The sequence below is a fragment of the Pseudoduganella sp. GW821-FHT05F09 genome (genome assembly GCF_059419605.1).
Map to the genome: position 1 here is coordinate 104,395 of NZ_JBWKSD010000010.1, position 16,573 is coordinate 120,967.

Here is a 16,573-nt window from a genome sequence, read left to right on the forward strand (position 1 = left end):
ATGAAAATCGCCATAGTAGGGGCGGGAGCAATAGGAGGATTGGTGGGGGCCAGGCTGGCCCTGGCAGGCGAGCAGGTGACGTTTCTGGTGCGGGGCGCCAATTTGCTGGCGATCCGCAACAAGGGCATCAAGCTGATCGAGCATGACGGCACGGAAAAAGTGGCGGTCAACGTGGCGGCCACGGACGACTACGCCGAGGCGGGACCGCAGGACGTGGTGATCCTGGCGCTGAAGGCGCACCAGGTGGCGGCCGTGGCCGACCAGCTGCCGCTGCTGTTCGGCCCGGAGACCAGCGTGGTCACCATGCAGAACGGCATACCGTACTGGTATTTCCACCGCCACGGCGGCAGCCTGGAAGGGCGGGTGGTGCACAGCGTGGACCCGGACGGCCTGCTGGCGGCGCGCATTGCGCCGGAGCGCGTGATTGGCTGCGTGGTCTATCCGGCCTCGGAGCTGGTGGCGCCGGGCGTGGTGCGGCATGTGGAGGGCGAGCGCTTCCCGCTGGGCGAGCTGGACGGCTCGAACAGCGACCGGGTGCAAGCCATTTCGGCCTGCTTCACGCGGGCCGGCTTCAAGGCGCCGGTGCTGGACCATATCCGGTCCGAGATCTGGCTCAAGCTGTGGGGCAACCTGAGCTTCAACCCGATCAGCGCGCTGTCCCACGCCACGCTGGAGGGCATTTGCCAGTATCCGCTGGCGCGCGGCCTGGCGGCGGACATGATGCGGGAGGCCGAAGCGGTGGCCAACCAGCTGGGCGTGACCTTCCGCGTGACGCTGGACAAGCGCATCGCCGGGGCCGAGAAAGTAGGGCGGCACAAGACGTCGATGCTGATGGATATCGAGGCGGGCAGGGGGCCGGAAATCGACGCCCTGGTGGGCTCGGTGGTGGAACTGGGGCGGCTTACCGGCACGGCAACGCCCCATATCGACGCGGTCTACGCTCTGGTGAAAATGCTGGAGCGGACCATGGCCGATGAGAGAGGGCAGGTCAGGCTGCAAAAAATGGCGGCCTGATGAAGAAACGGACGTCTCACAAGGACGTCCGTTTTGCTTTGCGGCGGGTGATTACATGCCGTAGGTGTACTTGGCGTCGCTCTTGTCGCCGCCGGTGCTGGCGTCCAGCTGCTCGCGCAGGTTGACGGCGAACAGGGTTTCAATGATGAACATCAGGCTGAACGGCGTCGCTTGTTCGGTGGCGGGACGGGTCTGCTTGTTGGTGATGGTGGTCATGATATTTCCTCTGAAGTTAAGAATGGTTGCCAACGCGTTTGGGTTGAAACGAGTATAGGTAGGCACCCAGCGCGCCGCCAATTGAGGACGCGCATATCAGATATCACCAGCAAGAATATTGCCTATGAAAAACACGGTTTTCCGGCATATTTCTAATTTCAGGATTCTTGACCGCGGTCAAGATTCGGGTGGCGGGCGTTGCCCGCGCGCTTAAATCTTGCCCTGGTTTTTGAGCCGGCTCAGCGTTTCCGGCGACAAATTCAGGTACGCCGCCAGTTGCTTCTTCGGCAGGCGCTCAAACATCTCCCCATGCTTGCGCACAAAGCGGTGCACGCGTCCCGGCGCGTCCAGCAGATGCAGGGTGATGGTGTGCCCCATGATCTCGCTCATCAAATGCATCACCTCGTATTCGAAGCTCTGCTTGAGCTGGGAATGGCTTTCCAAAAACGCCACCCACTGCGGCATGGGCAGCTTGGCCACGCGCGCCTTGCTCACGCAGACGATGCTGTAGGGCGTGGGCGTCTTCAGCCGCCAGGCGGCGTAGCTGGTCTCGATATCGCGCTCGGCCGCGAAGCGCAGGATCATTTCCTTGGCCTCCTGGTTGGTCACCACGCGCTTGAGTATGCCGTCCAGGATGAAGTACTGCTCCATCTCGTGCACGCCCTGGTTCAGCAGCAGGTCGCCCTTCTGGCAATCGACCACGCTCAGGTAGGGCTCGAGCGCCGCCATCTCGCTTTCGCGCAGTTCTTTCAGCACGATATTTTGGCGCAGCTGCACGCGCAGCACATTGCGTTCCGGGTGGTTGGCTAACAGCGTCATGGCTAGAAATTGATACCGATCTGGAAATGTTAAGCATCTTCCTTTGAATCTTGACCGCGGTCAATGAGAGAAAACAAGTGCTCTCGCTAATATGGCCTTCAACAACCGGCCCGTTTCATAACCACAATATAAGAGACACTCATCATGACCAATACCGCAGCGGCATCCGAGCAGACCGATGGTTTTCACCTGGTAGTCGACGCCCTCAAGCACAACGACATCGACACCATTTACGGCCTGGTCGGCATCCCGATCACCGACCTGGCGCGCCTGGCGCAAGCCGAGGGCATGCGCTTCATCGGTTTCCGTCATGAGCAGCACGCCGGCAACGCCGCCGCCATCGCCGGCTACATGACGCAGAAGCCCGGCATCTGCCTGACCGTGTCCGCGCCCGGCTTCCTCAACGGCCTGACCGCGCTGGCCAACGCCACCACCAACTGCTTCCCGATGATCTTGATCAGCGGCTCCAGCGAACGCGAAATCGTCGACCTGCAGCAGGGCGACTACGAAGAGATGGACCAGCTGAACGCGGCCAAGCCTTACGCCAAGGCCTCCTACCGCATCAACAAGGCCGAGGACATCGGCATCGGCGTGGCGCGCGCCATCCGCGCCGCCGTGTCGGGCCGTCCCGGCGGCGTCTACCTGGACTTGCCGGCGCAGCTGCTGGCGCAAGTGATCGACGCCGAACACGGCCGCCGCTCGCTGGTGAAAGTGGTGGACGCGGCGCCGCGCCAGATCCCGGCGCCGGATTCGGTGCAGCGCGCGCTGTCGCTGCTGCAAGGCGCGAAGAAGCCGCTGATCCTGCTGGGCAAAGGCGCCGCCTACGCCCAGGCCGACGCCGCCATCCGCGCGCTGGTGGAAGAGTCCGGCATTCCCTACCTGCCCATGTCCATGGCCAAGGGCCTGCTGCCGGACACCCACGAACAGTCGGCCTCGGCCGCCCGTTCCTACGTGCTGGCCGAAGCGGACGTGGTGATGCTGATCGGCGCGCGCCTGAACTGGCTGCTGGCGCACGGCAAAGGCAAGACCTGGGGCAGCCCCAAGCAGTTCATCCAGATCGACATCTCGCCCACCGAGATCGACAGCAACGTGGCCATTGCCGCGCCCGTCATCGGCGACATCGGCTCCTGCGTGACGGCGCTGCTGGACGGCATCCGCGCCAGCGGCCAGGGCAAGCCCGACCCGGCCTGGACCGGCGCCATCGCCGAGCGCAAGGACAAGAACCTGACCAAGATGGCGGGCATGCTGGCGCAGAATCCCTCGCCGATGAACTTCCACAGCGCACTGCGCTCCATCCGCGACGTGCTGAAAACCCGGCCGGACATCAACGTGGTCAACGAAGGCGCCAACACGCTGGACTTCGCGCGCAGCATCATCGACATGTACGAGCCGCGCAAGCGTTTCGACTCGGGCACCTGGGGCATCATGGGCATAGGCATGGGCTTCGCCATCGGCGCGGCGGTCACCAGCGGCAAGCCGGTGGTGGCCATCGAAGGCGACAGCGCCTTCGGCTTCAGCGGCATGGAGCTGGAAACCATCTGCCGCTACGACCTGCCCGTGACCACCATTATCTTCAATAACAACGGCGTCTATCGCGGCACCGACGTCAACCCCACCGGCGGCAAGGACGTGGCGCCCACCGTGTTCGTGAAGAACGCCCGCTACGACAAGATGATAGAAGCCTTCGGCGGCGTGGGCTACCACGTCACCACGCCGGAGGAGATGACGCGCGCGCTGACCGAAGCCATCGCGGCCGGCAAGCCGGCGCTGATCAACGCCGTCATCGACGAAACCGCCGGCACGGAAAGCGGCCGCCTCACCAATCTGAACCCCAGCACCGCAGGCAAGAAGTAAAAACCGAACAACACCAGGAGACTTAAATGACCAAACCATTAGAAGGCATCAAGATCATCGACTTCACCCACGTGCAGGCCGGCCCGGCATGCACCCAGCTGCTGGCCTGGTATGGCGCCGATGTGATCAAGGTCGAGCGCCCCGGCGCCGGCGACGTGACGCGCTCGCAGCTGCGCGACATTCCAGGCGTGGACGCGCTGTACTTCACCATGTTGAACAGCAATAAGAAGTCGCTGACGCTGGACACCAAGACGCCCGAGGGCAAGGAAGTGCTGACCCGCCTGATCAAGCAGTCGGACGTGCTGGTGGAAAACTTCGGCCCCGGCGCGCTGGACCGCATGGGCTTCACCTGGGAGCATATCCGCGAACTCAATCCGGGCATGATCGTGGCGTCGGTCAAGGGCTTCAGCGACGGCCACCACTACGAAGACCTGAAAGTGTACGAGAACGTGGCGCAGTGCGCGGGCGGCGCGGCCTCCACCACCGGCTTCGACGACGGCCCGCCAACCGTGAGCGCGGCCGCCCTGGGCGACAGCAACACCGGCATGCACCTGGCCATCGGCATCCTGACCGCGCTGCACGCGCGCAACCGCAACGGCGGCAAAGGCCAGAAGGTGGCCGTGTCCATGCAGGACAGTGTGCTCAACCTGTGCCGCGTGAAGCTGCGCGACCAGCAGCGCCTGGACCGCATCGGCTACCTGGAAGAATATCCGCAATACCCGCACGGCAAGTTCAGCGACGTGGTGCCGCGCGGCGGCAACGCGGGCGGCGGCGGCCAGCCGGGCTGGGTGCTCAAGTGCAAAGGCTGGGAAACCGACCCCAACGCCTACATCTACTTCACCATCCAGGGCCACGCCTGGGCGCCGATCTGCCGCGCCATCGGCAAGCCGGAGTGGATAGAAGATCCTGCCTATATGACCGCCTCGGCGCGCCAGGACAAGATCTTCGACATCTTCGCCACCATTGAAACCTGGCTGGCCGACAAGACCAAGTTCGAAGCCGTGAACATCCTGCGCAAGTTCGACATTCCGTGCGCGCCGGTGATGACGATGAAGGAGCTGGCCAACGACGAGTCGCTGCGCGCCAGCGGCACCATCACCGAAGTGGACCACAAGGAGCGCGGCAAATACCTGACCGTGGGCAGCCCGATCAAGTTCTCCGACTTGAAGGTGGAAATCACCGGTTCGCCGCTGCTGGGCGAGCACACCAACGAAGTGCTGGAAACGCTGGGCTACAGCTCGAAGGAAATCGCCGCGCTGCACGCCGCGTCGGCCGTGTAAGCTTGCCTTAGAGGCTAATCCGGGGGCGGATGCATTCCGCCCCCGTTCATTTTGGGAGACAGCAATGGAAGCCAAGGATTACCAGCAACTGGTGGAAGGCATAGGCGACGCGGTGGTGGTGTGCGATGCGGGCGGGGCCATCACCGTCTGGAACGACGCGGCGGTGCGCATGTTCGGCTTTACGCGCGAGGACGCGCTGGGCCAGTCGCTCGACCTGATCATCCCCGAGCGGCAGCGGCAGCGGCACTGGGACGGCTACAACAAATCCATGTCCACCGGCGAGACCCGCTACGGCAACGATGTGCTGCGCGTGCCGGCGCTGCACAAGGAGGGGCGCACGCTGTCGATCGCGTTCACGGTGGCCATGCTGTTCGACGACGCGCGCAAGGTCACCGCCATCGTCGCCGTCATCCGCGACGAAACCGTGCGCTGGGCCGAAGAGCGCCAACTGCGCATCCGCGTGGCGCAACTGGAAGCGGCGGCAGCAACGGCCGCACCGGCCTGATACGCCAGCGGGTCCGCGCTGGGCTTGTGCTGGGTAGCGCTGTAGCGCGGGTGTGTGCGCCGCCTGCATTGAAAATCCTATTACTATCGGCTTTCCCCTCGGGGCTGCGTTCCCCATGGGGCTGCGCGGCGCCTGCCGCCGCAGGTCGAGAAAAGGAGACTTTCAATGACAAACTCTGCAGCGTATTCCCGCCTGCTCGGCATTGCTCTGCTTGCCGCCGGGGCTCATGGATCGGCGCTGGCCGCGCCGGTGCCGCTTCCCTCGTATAACGTGGATATTGCCCAGACCTCGGTGTCCGGCCTGTCCTCGGGCGGCTTTATGGCCGTGCAACTGCATGTGGCGTTTTCGGCCACCTTCAAGGCCGGCGCGGGCATAGTCGCCGGCGGGCCATACTACTGCGCGCAGGGCTCGGTCGGCACCGCCACCGGCCCCTGCATGGCGGCCAGCAGCTTCAGCAAGCCCGCCACGGCGACGCTGGTGTCCACCACCAACAGCTGGGCCAGCCAGGGCCTGATCGACCCGACGAGCAACCTGGCCGGCTCCAAGGTCTATCTGTACTCCGGCACCATAGACAGCACCGTCAAGCAGCTGGTGATGAACGAGGCGAACAGCTACTACAAGAACTACATCGCCAGCGCCAATATCTTCTATAAAAATAATCTGGCGTCCGAGCACGCCATGGTGACGGACTACTTCGGCAGCGGCTGCAGCACCAAGGCCAGCCCCTATATCAACAACTGCAATTTCGACCTGGCGGGGAATATCCTGCAATGGATATACGGCCCGCTGAACGCCCGCAACGCCGGCACGCTGGGCGGCAGTTTTGTGGAGTTCAACCAGGCCGAGTTCATTGCCAGTCCCGCCGCGCATGGCATGGCGGCCAGCGGCTGGGCCTATGTGCCGGCCAGCTGCGGCAGCCGGCAGCAATGCAAGCTGCACGTGGTGGTGCACGGCTGCCAGCAGGACCCGACCAAGATCCAGGACAAGTACTACCGCAACACCGGCTACAACCGCTGGGCCGACAGCAACAACATCATCGTGCTGTATCCGCAGACCGCACCCAGCAGCGCAGGCAATCCGAACGGCTGCTGGGACTGGTGGGGCTATGACGACGCCAACTACGCTAAGAAAAGCGGACGCCAGATGGCCGCCATCAAGGCCATGGTGGACCGCGTGGCGGCAGGCGCGGGCGGGGGAGGCGGCGAAGGATCGCTGCCGGCGCCGGCCGGGCTGGCCGTAAACAGCGTGAGCAGCAGCAGCGTGTCGCTGGCCTGGAGCAGCGTGGCCGGCGCGGCTGGCTACAATGTGTACCGCGGCGGCGGCAAGGTCAACGCCGGTCCGGTAACGGCGGCGGCCTATACCGATACCGGCCTGGCCGCCGGCACCACCTACAGCTACACCGTGCGGGCGCTGGACGCGGGCGGCGCTGCCGGGGCGGAATCCACTCCGGTCAGTGCCACCACCAGCGCGTCCGGCCATGTGTGCAGCGCCACCACGGCCAGCAATTACGCGCACGTGACGGCGGGCCGCGCCATCAACAGCGGCGGCTATGCGCTGGCCAAGGGCTCGAACCGGAACATGGGCCTGTACAACATTTTCTTTACCAGCACGCTGGCGCAGACGGCGCCCGGCTACTACATCATCGGCGCTTGCCCCTGATGGCTCGCTGGCGACGCCGGCAGCCGATCTTTGCTAAGCTGTACTTGTCAGCCCGCATGAAAAATTGACTTACTTTGGGAGACCATCATGGCCATGTCACACGAAAGCTATGTCAGGCAGCAAGGCCTGCGCAAGACTTACGACGTTGAATACAGCAGCCTGCGCTACCGGATTTCGCTGTCCGGCAAGGTGCTGAAAGAAATCGAACTGCCGCTGGACTCGCTCGCCGCACTGGGCGACGAGGCGAGCTGGAAATGCGCAGTGGCCGATATCGAGCATCTGCGCGGCATGCCGGAACAGTAGGATTAGGCCCGGGCGGGCAGCTTCCAGTCCGGGCGGATGAAGTGGCAGGTGTAGCCGTGCGGCAGGCGCTCCAGGTAGTCCTGGTGCTCCGGCTCGGCTTCCCAGAACGGGCCGGCCGGCGCCAGCTCGGTCACCGCCTTGCCCGGCCACAGGCCCGAGGCGTTCACGTCGGCGATGGTGTCTTCCGCCACGCGCTGCTGTTCGGCGCTGGTGTAGAAGATGGCCGAGCGGTAGCTGGTGCCCAGGTCGTTGCCCTGGCGATTGCGGGTGGTCGGGTCGTGGATCTGGAAGAAGAATTCCAGGATCTTGCGGTAGCTGATCACGGCCGGATCGAACACGATTTCAATCGCCTCGGCATGCGTGCCGTGGTTGCGGTAGGTGGCGTTCGGCACATCGCCGCCCGAATAGCCCACGCGCGTTTTCAGCACGCCCGGATAGCGGCGCAATAAATCCTGCATGCCCCAGAAGCAGCCGCCTGCCAGCAGCGCGGTTTCAGTAGTAGTGCTCATGCCAGTTCCTTTGCAGTGTTTAGGCAGCATAAGTATAGCCACAATGCAAAAAAACAACCCGGCGCGAGGCCGGGTTGCAGGGACAGCTATGGAACTGCAGACGAACTTAGTTGCGGATCGTCATGCCGATCATGATGCGGCGGCCAGCGTAAGCGTAGTCCAGCAGGTTAGGCGTACCGTCCGCGAACGGGGTGTACGGGCCCTGGCTGTTGGAGGTGGTCGCTTTGCCCAGGTTGCGGCCTTCGGCGAAGATCTCGATGCCGTTGGCGAAACGGTAGGCGATCTTGGCGTCGATGAAGCGGGTCGAGTCCTTGAAGTTAGGCGAACCCGGGTTGAACGGGGCGATCGTGTTACGGGTGACGCCCGGCGAGCTCGGATAGTTGTTCACCGTGTTGGCGCCGCAGGCGGCGATACAGGTGAACTGCTGCGCCACGAACTGCAGCGCTACGCGTGCCGAGAACGCACCATCGTCATACCACAGCGCGGCATTGTACGAGTACTTCGACTCGCGGGCCGGCGGCAGCGGCGTGCCGGTGATCAGGTCTACCACATTGACTGCCGAAACAGCCGAGCGCAGCTTGGTGTAGTTCGCGTCCAGGCCGGTGTACTTCAGGACCGAAGGCAGGAAGGTGAACGCGGTCTTGCCTTGGAACTCCACGCCCTTGCGGGTAGTTGCCACGCCGTTGTCGTAGGTGCGATAGTTGAAATCCAGGTCGCCCAGCGATTTGCCGGTGACCGGGTCGACCAGTTCGGTGCCTGAGAACAGCTGGACGTTGCTGCGGCTTACCGGTTCGTTCGGTCCAATGATGCCCTTCTGATGGAAGTAGGACGCGTTGAACGTGGTGTCGCGGTTAGGGTACCACTCGAGCGAGAAGTTCTGGTTCCAGTTGGTCTGCGGGCGCAGCGCCGGATTGCCCATGGTGCCGGTGCAAGTCTGGTCCAGTTCAGTACCGGTCAGCGTGTCGATCTTGCGCTCGTCGTAGGTGCAAGTACCGGCTGGCAACAGGCTGGTGACCGGTGGGCGAGCCACGGTCTTGGCGCGGTTGTAGCGCAGCACGACCTGGTCCGGAATGGCCCACAGCGCCAGGTTCAGCGATGGCATGTAGTCCGTGGTGCTGGCGTTCAGCGTGGTCGGAACGATCAGCGTGTTGGTGATGATGCCGCCGGCCGCGTCCGGGTTGGACGGATTAAACGAAGGCGATTTCTGGATGGTCTGGAGGCCAAGGTTGCCAGTGCCGGATACTTTGGTGTTGACAATGCGATAGCCGAAATTGCCTTCCAGTTCCAGGTTGAACGGCAGCGCCTTGGTGGTGCCGGGCACGTGATCGATGGTGAAATCGGTCATCAGATAGCCGGAGCGCACTTTCTCGTCGAACTTGTTGGACGGCTTTTTGTAAACCTTGCCGTCGCTGGCCAGGCACTCTTTCACGCAATCATAATTGACGTTAGGCACACCGGTCAGGGCGAACACTTTTTCCACGTCGATCTGGGTCCAGCCGTTCAGCAGATTGGAAGGACGGTCTTTGGCGCCGTTGAAGAAGGTGGTGGTTGGCGTGGTCATGGACTGCGTCAGGATGTCCAGGAACTGCTTCTGCGTCATCACGAGTTGGCCCGAGCTGGTGGTGCTGGGATTGACGCTCGGGTTGTAGCCGTATTTGCACGCGGCGCCGCCAGCGCCCAGGGAGCCGGCGGTGTTTTCGCAGCCGACGAAGGACGAGCGGACGATGGTCTGCGGCATGTAGACGCCGGGTATGTAGGCCGCCGTTCCAAAAGTGCCTACCGGCGCTTTGATCACGTAGTCGCCGTTCGGTACCCAGCTTTCGCCGAAGGTGTCGCGCAGGTTGATACCGGTCTTGATGCGCGACAGGAAGGGCACTTGGTCGTTCAGCGCATAGGTTAAGTCCACCTTGGCAGTGCGTTCGCCGCCTTCGTTCAGGCGCGGCGTGAACTGCAGCGACGGCGCCTGGGTCAGAAGCGGCTGCTGGTTGATCGTGTAAGCCGGGATAGCGGTTGGCTGGGTGGCTGACGCATTTACCGCCGCCAGCGCCGCGACTGCGGGCCGCGCTACGGCGAAGTTGGCTGGGTTGGACGAGTCGAAGGTGCTGCCCTGCGGGAAGGTATGGGTCCACAGGCCGTTTGGCAGTACTTCCAGCGTGGCCGGGCCGTAGTTGTAGCTCCACGAGGTACGCTTGTCGCCGCGCGAGAAGTCGGACTTGGCGTTACCAATGAAGAATTCCGCCAGCAGCGGGCCGTTGCGGTAGGTACCGCCGGTCTGGAGATAGGTGCTGCTCGTCTCGATGGTGTTGTGAATCTGGTCCACGCCGACGTTGCCGTCGCTGATAGTGAACTTGGTCACGTGGTGGTTTGCGTCCACCGTCACCGAGCGCGGATCTACGTTGACCGCAGTACCGGCGATCGGGAACAGGTTGCTTCGGAAGCTAGGCGTGTCGTAGGTATAGTAGCCGGAACCCGGAATGGCAACACGCGAGCCGGTGGTGTCGCTGAAGGTGGCGCCGGAGTAGGCTGGCGTGGCGGTGCTGGCCGCATTGGTGGTCAGGCCGCCCAGATTGTAGGTCAGGAAGTTGTCGTCTACCTTGCGGCGCTGAATGCTGCCCTTGGCGTACACGGTCAGCTCATTGTTGACCTTGAAGTCCAGGCGCAGGTCGCCGGAGCGGCGTTTGTCGACCTGCGATTTTTCCAGGTAGCGCACCAGCGACGGCGTGTAGTCGTTCCACTGGTTCAGGCAGGTCAGCAGTTCATTGCCGCGCTGGACGATGGCGGCGTTGCGGGCAGTGGTGCCGTTGATAGCGTTCTGCTGCGCGGTGGTCAGGTTGGGGAAGGCCGCGTAGCAGTCGGCCTTCGAGTTGGCGTTGGCCGAACGCGTCACCAGGTCCAGCGGGGTGGCGGCGTTGAAGAAGCCGCCTGCGGTCAGCGGGCTGGCCAGCAAAGTGGTGGTGGACAGCGGGTCCGTGGTGGACACGGTGCTTGGATTGAACTTGAAGGTCTTTTCCGGCGAGTTGTCGAAGTCGACAGCGCGCGCGTAGCCTTGGTTGGCACTGGTGGCAACCTGGGCCGAGTGGCCCTCGTTGCGGGCCTGCGAGGTGGACACGTTCAAAATGACGCCCAGGCGGTCATCGAAGAACTTGTTGGCCAGGATCAGGTTGGTGTCCGGCGTCCATTTCTCGTTCAGCGAGTTCTGTGCTGCGGCTACGCGCAGCGAAAAGAATGGTTTCTTGAAGTCCAGGCCGGTGCGGGTCTTGATGATGATGCCGCCGCCCAGCGAGCCTTCGGTCATGTCGGCGGTGGAGCCTTTGACCACGTCCACGCTCTTGATCAGGTCGGACGACATTTCGCGGAATTCCACGCCGCGGCCGCTGCCGCCGCCGTTCAGGTCGGTACCGCCGCCTGCTTGCACGCCCTGGCCGTCGATCTCGACGCGGGTCAGGTCGGCGGAGTTGCCGCGCACGGCCACGCTCACGCCCTCGCCGAAGTCGCCTCGGTCCAGTGCAATACCGGCGATACGGGAAATGGCTTCACCGATGTTACGGTCAGGCAGGGCGCCGACGTCTTCGGCTACGATGGAATCCTGTGCGGTGGCCGCGTTCTTTTTGCGGTCAATGCTGCTTTGCTGCGAAGCCCGGGTGCTGCTGACCACAACTTTTTGGACCACTGGGTCTTTGGCCGGCGCGTCGGCCGCTTTCGGTGCTTCCTGTGCGATGGCCATGTTGCTGGCAAGTGCCAGAGCAATGGCGTAGCTCAAACGTTTTGGCCGAAGCTGGCCGTTTGCGATGATGTGCATTCTCTCCGTCTCCCTTTGAGGAATTATTAATTGCGAACTGAGTTTATTGTTGGAGTTTGAATGTGTGTTTGTCGCTCAGGAAATAATCACCCTATTGATTAAGATTGTTGTTTTTGTAGGATTTAGCTATATCGAATCGGGGAATTGCTATATCGGAAGGGCATAGCGGCAAGCATTCAATCAGCAGATTGATTGTTTGATCGGCAAGCTGCTTAGCGGGGTGCAGCCAGTACCTGGGTCCAGTACATAAGCCGCCGGCCGGTATTGAGGGAATAAGCCGCGCCCATTTCGGTGAACGTGGGATTCATGATGTTGGCGCAATGGCCGGGGCTTTCCAGCCAGCCTGACACCGCTTCCTCGGCGGTGTTGATGCCGGAAGCGATGTTTTCGCCGACGATGCGCCAGGCGTAGCCAGCGCGTTGCACGCGGTCCGCCACATAGCTTCCGTCGCGGGCCTGGTGGCTGAAGTAGTGCTTGGACGCCATGTCACCGCTGTGCGCCAGGGCCGCCTTGGCCAGCGCCGGATTGAGCGACAGGGGCGGCGCCGCTGCGAACAGACGGTCCCCGCACAGCCGGGGTGCGGCGCGCGCGGCATTGCTTGCCGCCAGAGCAGCCAAGGCTGCCAAGTCCGCATCGGGCAGTGGAATGGGATGCTGCGGTTCGGCCAGCACCACCTGCCAGGTATCGCCGTCGCGGGCGGCGCCCACGGCGGAGAACTGCGTGCTGAGCAGCTGGTGGCAGTATTTTTCACGCAGTACGGCCATGGCGGCGTGGGCGTCAGCGGCGTTAACGACATAAATGACTGCAGCATGCTCGACCGGGAAACCGGCCCGCTCCAGCGCCAGTTCGATGAAAGCGCCGGTGCCCAGCCGTACACGTGACAGGGCCGGGGGCGATGCCATCGGCGCCATCGGGGATGCGGGCATATCACCGCAGCGTTGCGGCTGGGCGCGATAGCTGTTGATCAGGCCAAGCAGTGCCGGCTGCGGTACGCCCGGCGCCGTGGCCGCCGCAATAGTGGGGGCGGCCAGGGCGGCAAGCATGGCGCTTGCATACAGCGCCGCCCGTAGCCCGGATCGGCTTTCTGGTGGATAATCGGAGAACATAAACAATATTACAACATCCTTCTGACTCCATATTAAGGCGCCTATGCGTTACATCCCGTCCCTGGTTCATGCCGCACTGCTGTTCGCCATAATGATGTCTTCGGCCATAGCCGATAGCCGTGGCTTGCTGTTCCGGGCCACGCTCGACGGGAATACGATGCTGCTATATGGCACGGCCCATTTGGTCAATCAGCAGAACAGCAAACTTGATAGCACGCTGAACCAGGCTATGGCTCGGGCGACGTCGCTTTCCCTGGAAATCCACCCGGACGACAAAAGCGGCTTGACGGGGTTGTTATGGCAAAGCGTGAGTTTTAGCGACGCGCCGGCCTTGAAATTGCTGTCGGAAACAGATCAGGCCCGGCTTGATCGGGCATTGCGCAAGCACGGGATTTCCGCGTTTGTGGCGCGGCATATGAACACCTTTATGCTGGTTGCCTTGCTGACGGCCAAAGAACTGGAACTCAAGGGTTACGACAGCAAATTCAATCCGGATGCGCAATTGCTCAAGCTGGCGAAGCAGCGCGGATTGCCTGTGTACGGGCTGGAGCGTACCGAGGATCAGGCCGCCATCTTTGCCAAAGTCTCGCCCGAGCAGCAGGCGGTAGCGCTTAGCGCCATGCTGGGTGGCTTCGAAGACGGGACCGTGCTGTCGACCTTTACGGACTCGATTAAGCTGTGGGAACAGGCCGACGAGGCCGGCATGGCGGCGAACTTGACAAAAGAAGATGCGGTGCCCGGCAGCGACAAGTTCATGCTGGCGCTGGGCCCGGAGCGTAACAAGCGGATGGCTGAAAAATGCTACGCCATGCTGAAAAACGGCGACGGCGCGCTGGTGTCCGTTGGCGCCGCGCATCTGCTGGGCAAGGACAGCGTACTGGCGCTGCTGGCCGCGCGGGGCGTGAAGGTGGAGCGGGTGGCTGCGCCAGCGCAGCCGTTGTCTGGATCGGCTTTCTAGTGGATAATTGACGCCCATGAACGATACCACCACCCCACCACCACTGCCGGACCGCCTGTCGGTTGATCCGAAAAGCCCACACCACCACCTGCCAGTGCTGCAGCACGACATCGGCATCAAGTTCAACGACAAAGAGCGTCTGGACGTCGAAGAGTACTGCATCAGCGAAGGCTGGATCAAAGTTGCCGCCGGCAAGTCGCTGGACCGCAAGGGCCGCCCCATGCTGATTAAACTGACCGGCAAGGTCGAAGCGTTTTACAAGTAATGTCTCACCTGGCCACGTGCGCAGTCAGCGCGTGGCGTTCTTCCTCGAACCACACTGGCGTGCCCAGCAGCTGGTCGTAATCCCAATATTCCCACTGATTGCCGCCGAGCTCGCGCGCGCCGGCGGGATGGCGCACGGCCCAGCCTTCTGGCGCCGCATAGCGCACCCGGCAAGGCCCGTCGTGCGGCGCCACACGCAGGTAATTTCCCCCGAGCACAATCGAATTGGACTCCAGCCGCAGCGCGGCCATGCGGTAGGACAAGCCCAGCGCATTCGAACGCTGCTGTGCCGTGTAGCACGACCAGCCGTGGCGGTGGATTTCGATGGCCGTGCCGCTGGCGGGATCGAAGGCGCGCACCTCGCGCACGGCGCGGCTGAAACGCTCAAAATCGTAGTCGCCCGGCGCCAGGCCCGGGGCCAGCAGCGTGGTTTCGCGCGGCGTGAGCCCGGCAATGTGCAGCTGCACGCGCAGTTCCAGGAGCCCGGGGTCCAGTTCCACCTGATAGACCGGCTGCATGCGCATCCTCAGTAGCCCAGGTGGTAGGCCGGGTCCAGCCATTGCGGGCGGCGCAGGCCGAAATGCTCCTCCAGCATGCGCTCGGCGGTGCAGAAGGCGCCTTCCACCCAGCCCTGCTGGTCCGAATAGGCCTCGCCCACGATGTGGACCGCTTCGGCGCGGTCCGGCTTGCGCATGAAGGGCATCACGCGGTCCACCGCGTAGCCCGCCTGCCAGGCGTGGTAGCCGCCGCCGTAGGGGTCGGCCGACCAGTCCTTAAACCAGGTGACATAGGGCTGCGGAATGCTCACGCCGCTGCCGTGCAGCTCGCGCAGCTCCTTCATCACTTCGTTGACCATGCGCTGCGGCGCCTGCACGTTCTGCAGGCCTTGCAGCTCGGCGGGCGCCACCAGCGCCGTGGCGCGCGGCTGGAAGCGCTCGGGATGGCGCGCCAGCACCTGCCAGAACGGGGTGGCGCGCATGTCGTTGTAGCTGCCCAGCAGCAGCGAATGGCTGTTGGACGGGTCGGCGCCGAAGTAGTAGCACTGGCGCAGCGGCAGGTCGGTGATGGAATGGCCGGCCTGCGCGCCAAAGCTCTGCTGCCACCAGGGCTGCTCGAAGCCCATCAGTATCTTGTAGGACGGCTCGGGGATCACGGCGGCCAGGTTGCGCTGCAGCTCGTCGTTGCGGAAGAAGAAGCTGTCCTGCGCTAGCAGTTCCAGCGCGCGGCGCGGCATGGCCAGCACCACGCTGTTGGCGTGCACCGCCCACGGCGCGCGGCCCGGACGGTTCAGGAAGTGCAGGGTGTAGCGGTAGCCCGGCTTGCTGGAGCGGGTGAAGCCCAGCAGCTGGTTCTCGCGCCAGATGCAGGCGCCCGGCGCGGCCAGGTAGGCGTCCGCCAGGGCGTAGGCGATGCCGTCGTAGCCGCCGGCGATGGTCTTGTAGGCGGTGCCGGCATTGGAGAAGTCGCCCACCATATAGGGCAGCGCCTCGGCTGCGTTCCAGTTGATGGTGTTGGAGTAGTAGCCGCCGGCGTCGGCCAGGAAATTGTAGCCCTCCTGGCCCACGCGGTCCTTCAGCATGTTCCAGAAGCCCAGCTCGTTCACGAGCACGTCCTGGTAGGGGCCGGCGAAGCAGTAGCGCAGCTGCGGCTTGATGCGGCTCCAGTCCTCGGCGCTGAGCAGGAAGGTGTAGTCGTAGGCGCCGAAGTGCTTCACCTTGTCCGCGTAGCGCGCGTTGAACCACGGGTCGGCGGTCAGCACCTCGTACACTACCTTGTTGAACAGCTGGTCCGCGCTGTAGCCGATGTCGCCCTCGTTCAGCATGTAGCGTGTGAGCTGGCGGTCGCCGCGCGCCTGGGCGCGCTGCCAGGCGTCCGCGCGCAGGTACTGCTTGCGCAGGAAGGCGAACAGATGCGCGTTGTCGCCCATGGGGAAGGGCACGCTTTGCAGCGTTGGGCTGAACACCTGCTCGACCAGCGTGGCGATGATGCTTTGCGAAGCCATATAGCGCATGCCGCCCAGCTCGCCCACCACGTCCATGCCCGGCAGGGTGACCGATTCCAGGCGGCCGCCGATGCGGTCGTCCATTTCAAACAGCTGCACCTGGGAGCCGGGCAAGTCGCCATCGGCCACCATGCGCCACGCACTGTACAATCCAGCAGCGCCGCCGCCGATGATGGCGAGCTCGGTGCACAGGCCGTCCTGATAAGTGCTGTTCAGTGGCAGATTGGTCAGTTCGCTACGTGTTTTCATGTTGCTGCTCCTGCAATTCATCATTACTGGATGTCA

The 16,573-nt window shown here is 63.4% G+C and carries 15 protein-coding genes; 8 read left to right on the top strand and 7 right to left on the bottom strand.

Features of this window, described 5'->3' with window-relative positions; translation table 11 throughout:
- Positions 1-1,014, top strand: coding sequence for a 2-dehydropantoate 2-reductase (locus tag AC07S4_RS26810; protein WP_494989509.1), 1,014 nt, complete (start codon positions 1-3; stop codon positions 1,012-1,014).
- Positions 1,015-1,065: 51 nt separating this feature from the next.
- Here AC07S4_RS26810 and AC07S4_RS26815 read toward each other — a convergent pair whose 3' ends face one another.
- Complete coding sequence (locus AC07S4_RS26815) at positions 1,066-1,230, bottom strand: hypothetical protein (protein WP_494989510.1); 165 nt, start codon at positions 1,228-1,230, stop codon at positions 1,066-1,068.
- Positions 1,231-1,440: 210 nt separating this feature from the next.
- Positions 1,441-2,049: a Crp/Fnr family transcriptional regulator gene (locus AC07S4_RS26820; protein ID WP_161075418.1), complete on the bottom strand. Its 609-nt coding sequence runs from the start codon at positions 2,047-2,049 to the stop codon at positions 1,441-1,443.
- Between the two features lie 144 nt (positions 2,050-2,193).
- Here AC07S4_RS26820 and oxc point away from each other — a divergent pair, with 144 nt between their 5' ends.
- The 5 genes from oxc (at position 2,194) to AC07S4_RS26845 (ending at position 7,650) form a co-directional block, all read left to right on the top strand.
- The gene (gene oxc, locus AC07S4_RS26825; protein ID WP_494989511.1) at positions 2,194-3,903 is read left to right on the top strand and encodes an oxalyl-CoA decarboxylase; all 1,710 of its coding nucleotides are present in this window, start codon (positions 2,194-2,196) and stop codon (positions 3,901-3,903) included.
- 26 nt (positions 3,904-3,929) lie between these two features.
- Positions 3,930-5,183, top strand: a complete 1,254-nt coding sequence (frc, locus tag AC07S4_RS26830; RefSeq protein ID WP_494989512.1) for a formyl-CoA transferase — start codon at positions 3,930-3,932, stop codon at positions 5,181-5,183.
- Between the two features lie 64 nt (positions 5,184-5,247).
- Positions 5,248-5,688 (top strand): PAS domain-containing protein, encoded by a 441-nt coding sequence (locus tag AC07S4_RS26835; RefSeq protein WP_494989513.1) that lies wholly within the window; start codon positions 5,248-5,250, stop codon positions 5,686-5,688.
- A 165-nt stretch (positions 5,689-5,853) separates the two neighbouring features.
- Positions 5,854-7,347, top strand: a complete 1,494-nt coding sequence (locus AC07S4_RS26840; RefSeq protein WP_494989514.1) for an extracellular catalytic domain type 2 short-chain-length polyhydroxyalkanoate depolymerase — start codon at positions 5,854-5,856, stop codon at positions 7,345-7,347.
- A gap of 87 nt (positions 7,348-7,434) precedes the next feature.
- Positions 7,435-7,650, top strand: coding sequence for a hypothetical protein (locus tag AC07S4_RS26845; protein ID WP_494989515.1), 216 nt, complete (start codon positions 7,435-7,437; stop codon positions 7,648-7,650).
- Positions 7,651-7,652: 2 nt separating this feature from the next.
- Here the strand turns inward: AC07S4_RS26845 and msrA are convergent, their stop codons facing one another.
- From msrA to AC07S4_RS26860, 3 genes are all read right to left on the bottom strand, one after another.
- Positions 7,653-8,159, bottom strand: coding sequence for a peptide-methionine (S)-S-oxide reductase MsrA (msrA, locus tag AC07S4_RS26850; protein ID WP_494989516.1), 507 nt, complete (start codon positions 8,157-8,159; stop codon positions 7,653-7,655).
- Between the two features lie 106 nt (positions 8,160-8,265).
- Entirely contained in the window at positions 8,266-11,958 is a 3,693-nt protein-coding gene (locus tag AC07S4_RS26855; RefSeq protein ID WP_494989517.1) for a TonB-dependent receptor, read from the bottom strand.
- Positions 11,959-12,170: 212 nt separating this feature from the next.
- Entirely contained in the window at positions 12,171-13,001 is an 831-nt protein-coding gene (locus AC07S4_RS26860) for a CAP domain-containing protein (protein ID WP_494989518.1), read from the bottom strand.
- 106 nt (positions 13,002-13,107) lie between these two features.
- Here AC07S4_RS26860 and AC07S4_RS26865 point away from each other — a divergent pair, with 106 nt between their 5' ends.
- The gene (locus AC07S4_RS26865; protein ID WP_494989519.1) at positions 13,108-14,022 is read left to right on the top strand and encodes a TraB/GumN family protein; all 915 of its coding nucleotides are present in this window, start codon (positions 13,108-13,110) and stop codon (positions 14,020-14,022) included.
- Between the two features lie 16 nt (positions 14,023-14,038).
- Positions 14,039-14,287 (top strand): DUF3297 family protein, encoded by a 249-nt coding sequence (locus AC07S4_RS26870; protein WP_161075407.1) that lies wholly within the window; start codon positions 14,039-14,041, stop codon positions 14,285-14,287.
- A gap of 4 nt (positions 14,288-14,291) precedes the next feature.
- Here AC07S4_RS26870 and AC07S4_RS26875 read toward each other — a convergent pair whose 3' ends face one another.
- Together AC07S4_RS26875 and AC07S4_RS26880 are read right to left on the bottom strand one after the other, a co-directional pair.
- Positions 14,292-14,804 carry a M61 family metallopeptidase gene (locus AC07S4_RS26875; RefSeq protein WP_494989520.1) on the bottom strand — a complete coding sequence of 171 codons (513 nt, stop codon included), beginning with the start codon at positions 14,802-14,804 and terminating at the stop codon, positions 14,292-14,294.
- An 8-nt stretch (positions 14,805-14,812) separates the two neighbouring features.
- Positions 14,813-16,537 (bottom strand): flavin monoamine oxidase family protein, encoded by a 1,725-nt coding sequence (locus AC07S4_RS26880; RefSeq protein WP_494989521.1) that lies wholly within the window; start codon positions 16,535-16,537, stop codon positions 14,813-14,815.
- Positions 16,538-16,573: the final 36 nt, after the last annotated feature.

What these genes read in the sequence shown, in the direction of transcription:
- AC07S4_RS26855 (WP_494989517.1), bottom strand. Translation starts at nt 11,958, where the DNA reads ATGCACATCATCGCAAACGGCCAGCTTCGGCCAAAACGTTTGAGCTAC.
- AC07S4_RS26865 (WP_494989519.1), top strand. Translation starts at nt 13,108, where the DNA reads ATGCGTTACATCCCGTCCCTGGTTCATGCCGCACTGCTGTTCGCCATA.
- AC07S4_RS26880 (WP_494989521.1), bottom strand. Translation starts at nt 16,537, where the DNA reads ATGAAAACACGTAGCGAACTGACCAATCTGCCACTGAACAGCACTTAT.
- AC07S4_RS26810 (WP_494989509.1), top strand. Translation starts at nt 1, where the DNA reads ATGAAAATCGCCATAGTAGGGGCGGGAGCAATAGGAGGATTGGTGGGG.
- AC07S4_RS26870 (WP_161075407.1), top strand. Translation starts at nt 14,039, where the DNA reads ATGAACGATACCACCACCCCACCACCACTGCCGGACCGCCTGTCGGTT.
- AC07S4_RS26820 (WP_161075418.1), bottom strand. Translation starts at nt 2,049, where the DNA reads ATGACGCTGTTAGCCAACCACCCGGAACGCAATGTGCTGCGCGTGCAG.
- AC07S4_RS26840 (WP_494989514.1), top strand. Translation starts at nt 5,854, where the DNA reads ATGACAAACTCTGCAGCGTATTCCCGCCTGCTCGGCATTGCTCTGCTT.
- frc (WP_494989512.1), top strand. Translation starts at nt 3,930, where the DNA reads ATGACCAAACCATTAGAAGGCATCAAGATCATCGACTTCACCCACGTG.
- AC07S4_RS26845 (WP_494989515.1), top strand. Translation starts at nt 7,435, where the DNA reads ATGGCCATGTCACACGAAAGCTATGTCAGGCAGCAAGGCCTGCGCAAG.
- oxc (WP_494989511.1), top strand. Translation starts at nt 2,194, where the DNA reads ATGACCAATACCGCAGCGGCATCCGAGCAGACCGATGGTTTTCACCTG.
- AC07S4_RS26875 (WP_494989520.1), bottom strand. Translation starts at nt 14,804, where the DNA reads ATGCAGCCGGTCTATCAGGTGGAACTGGACCCCGGGCTCCTGGAACTG.
- AC07S4_RS26815 (WP_494989510.1), bottom strand. Translation starts at nt 1,230, where the DNA reads ATGACCACCATCACCAACAAGCAGACCCGTCCCGCCACCGAACAAGCG.
- AC07S4_RS26860 (WP_494989518.1), bottom strand. Translation starts at nt 13,001, where the DNA reads ATGCTTGCCGCCCTGGCCGCCCCCACTATTGCGGCGGCCACGGCGCCG.
- AC07S4_RS26835 (WP_494989513.1), top strand. Translation starts at nt 5,248, where the DNA reads ATGGAAGCCAAGGATTACCAGCAACTGGTGGAAGGCATAGGCGACGCG.
- msrA (WP_494989516.1), bottom strand. Translation starts at nt 8,159, where the DNA reads ATGAGCACTACTACTGAAACCGCGCTGCTGGCAGGCGGCTGCTTCTGG.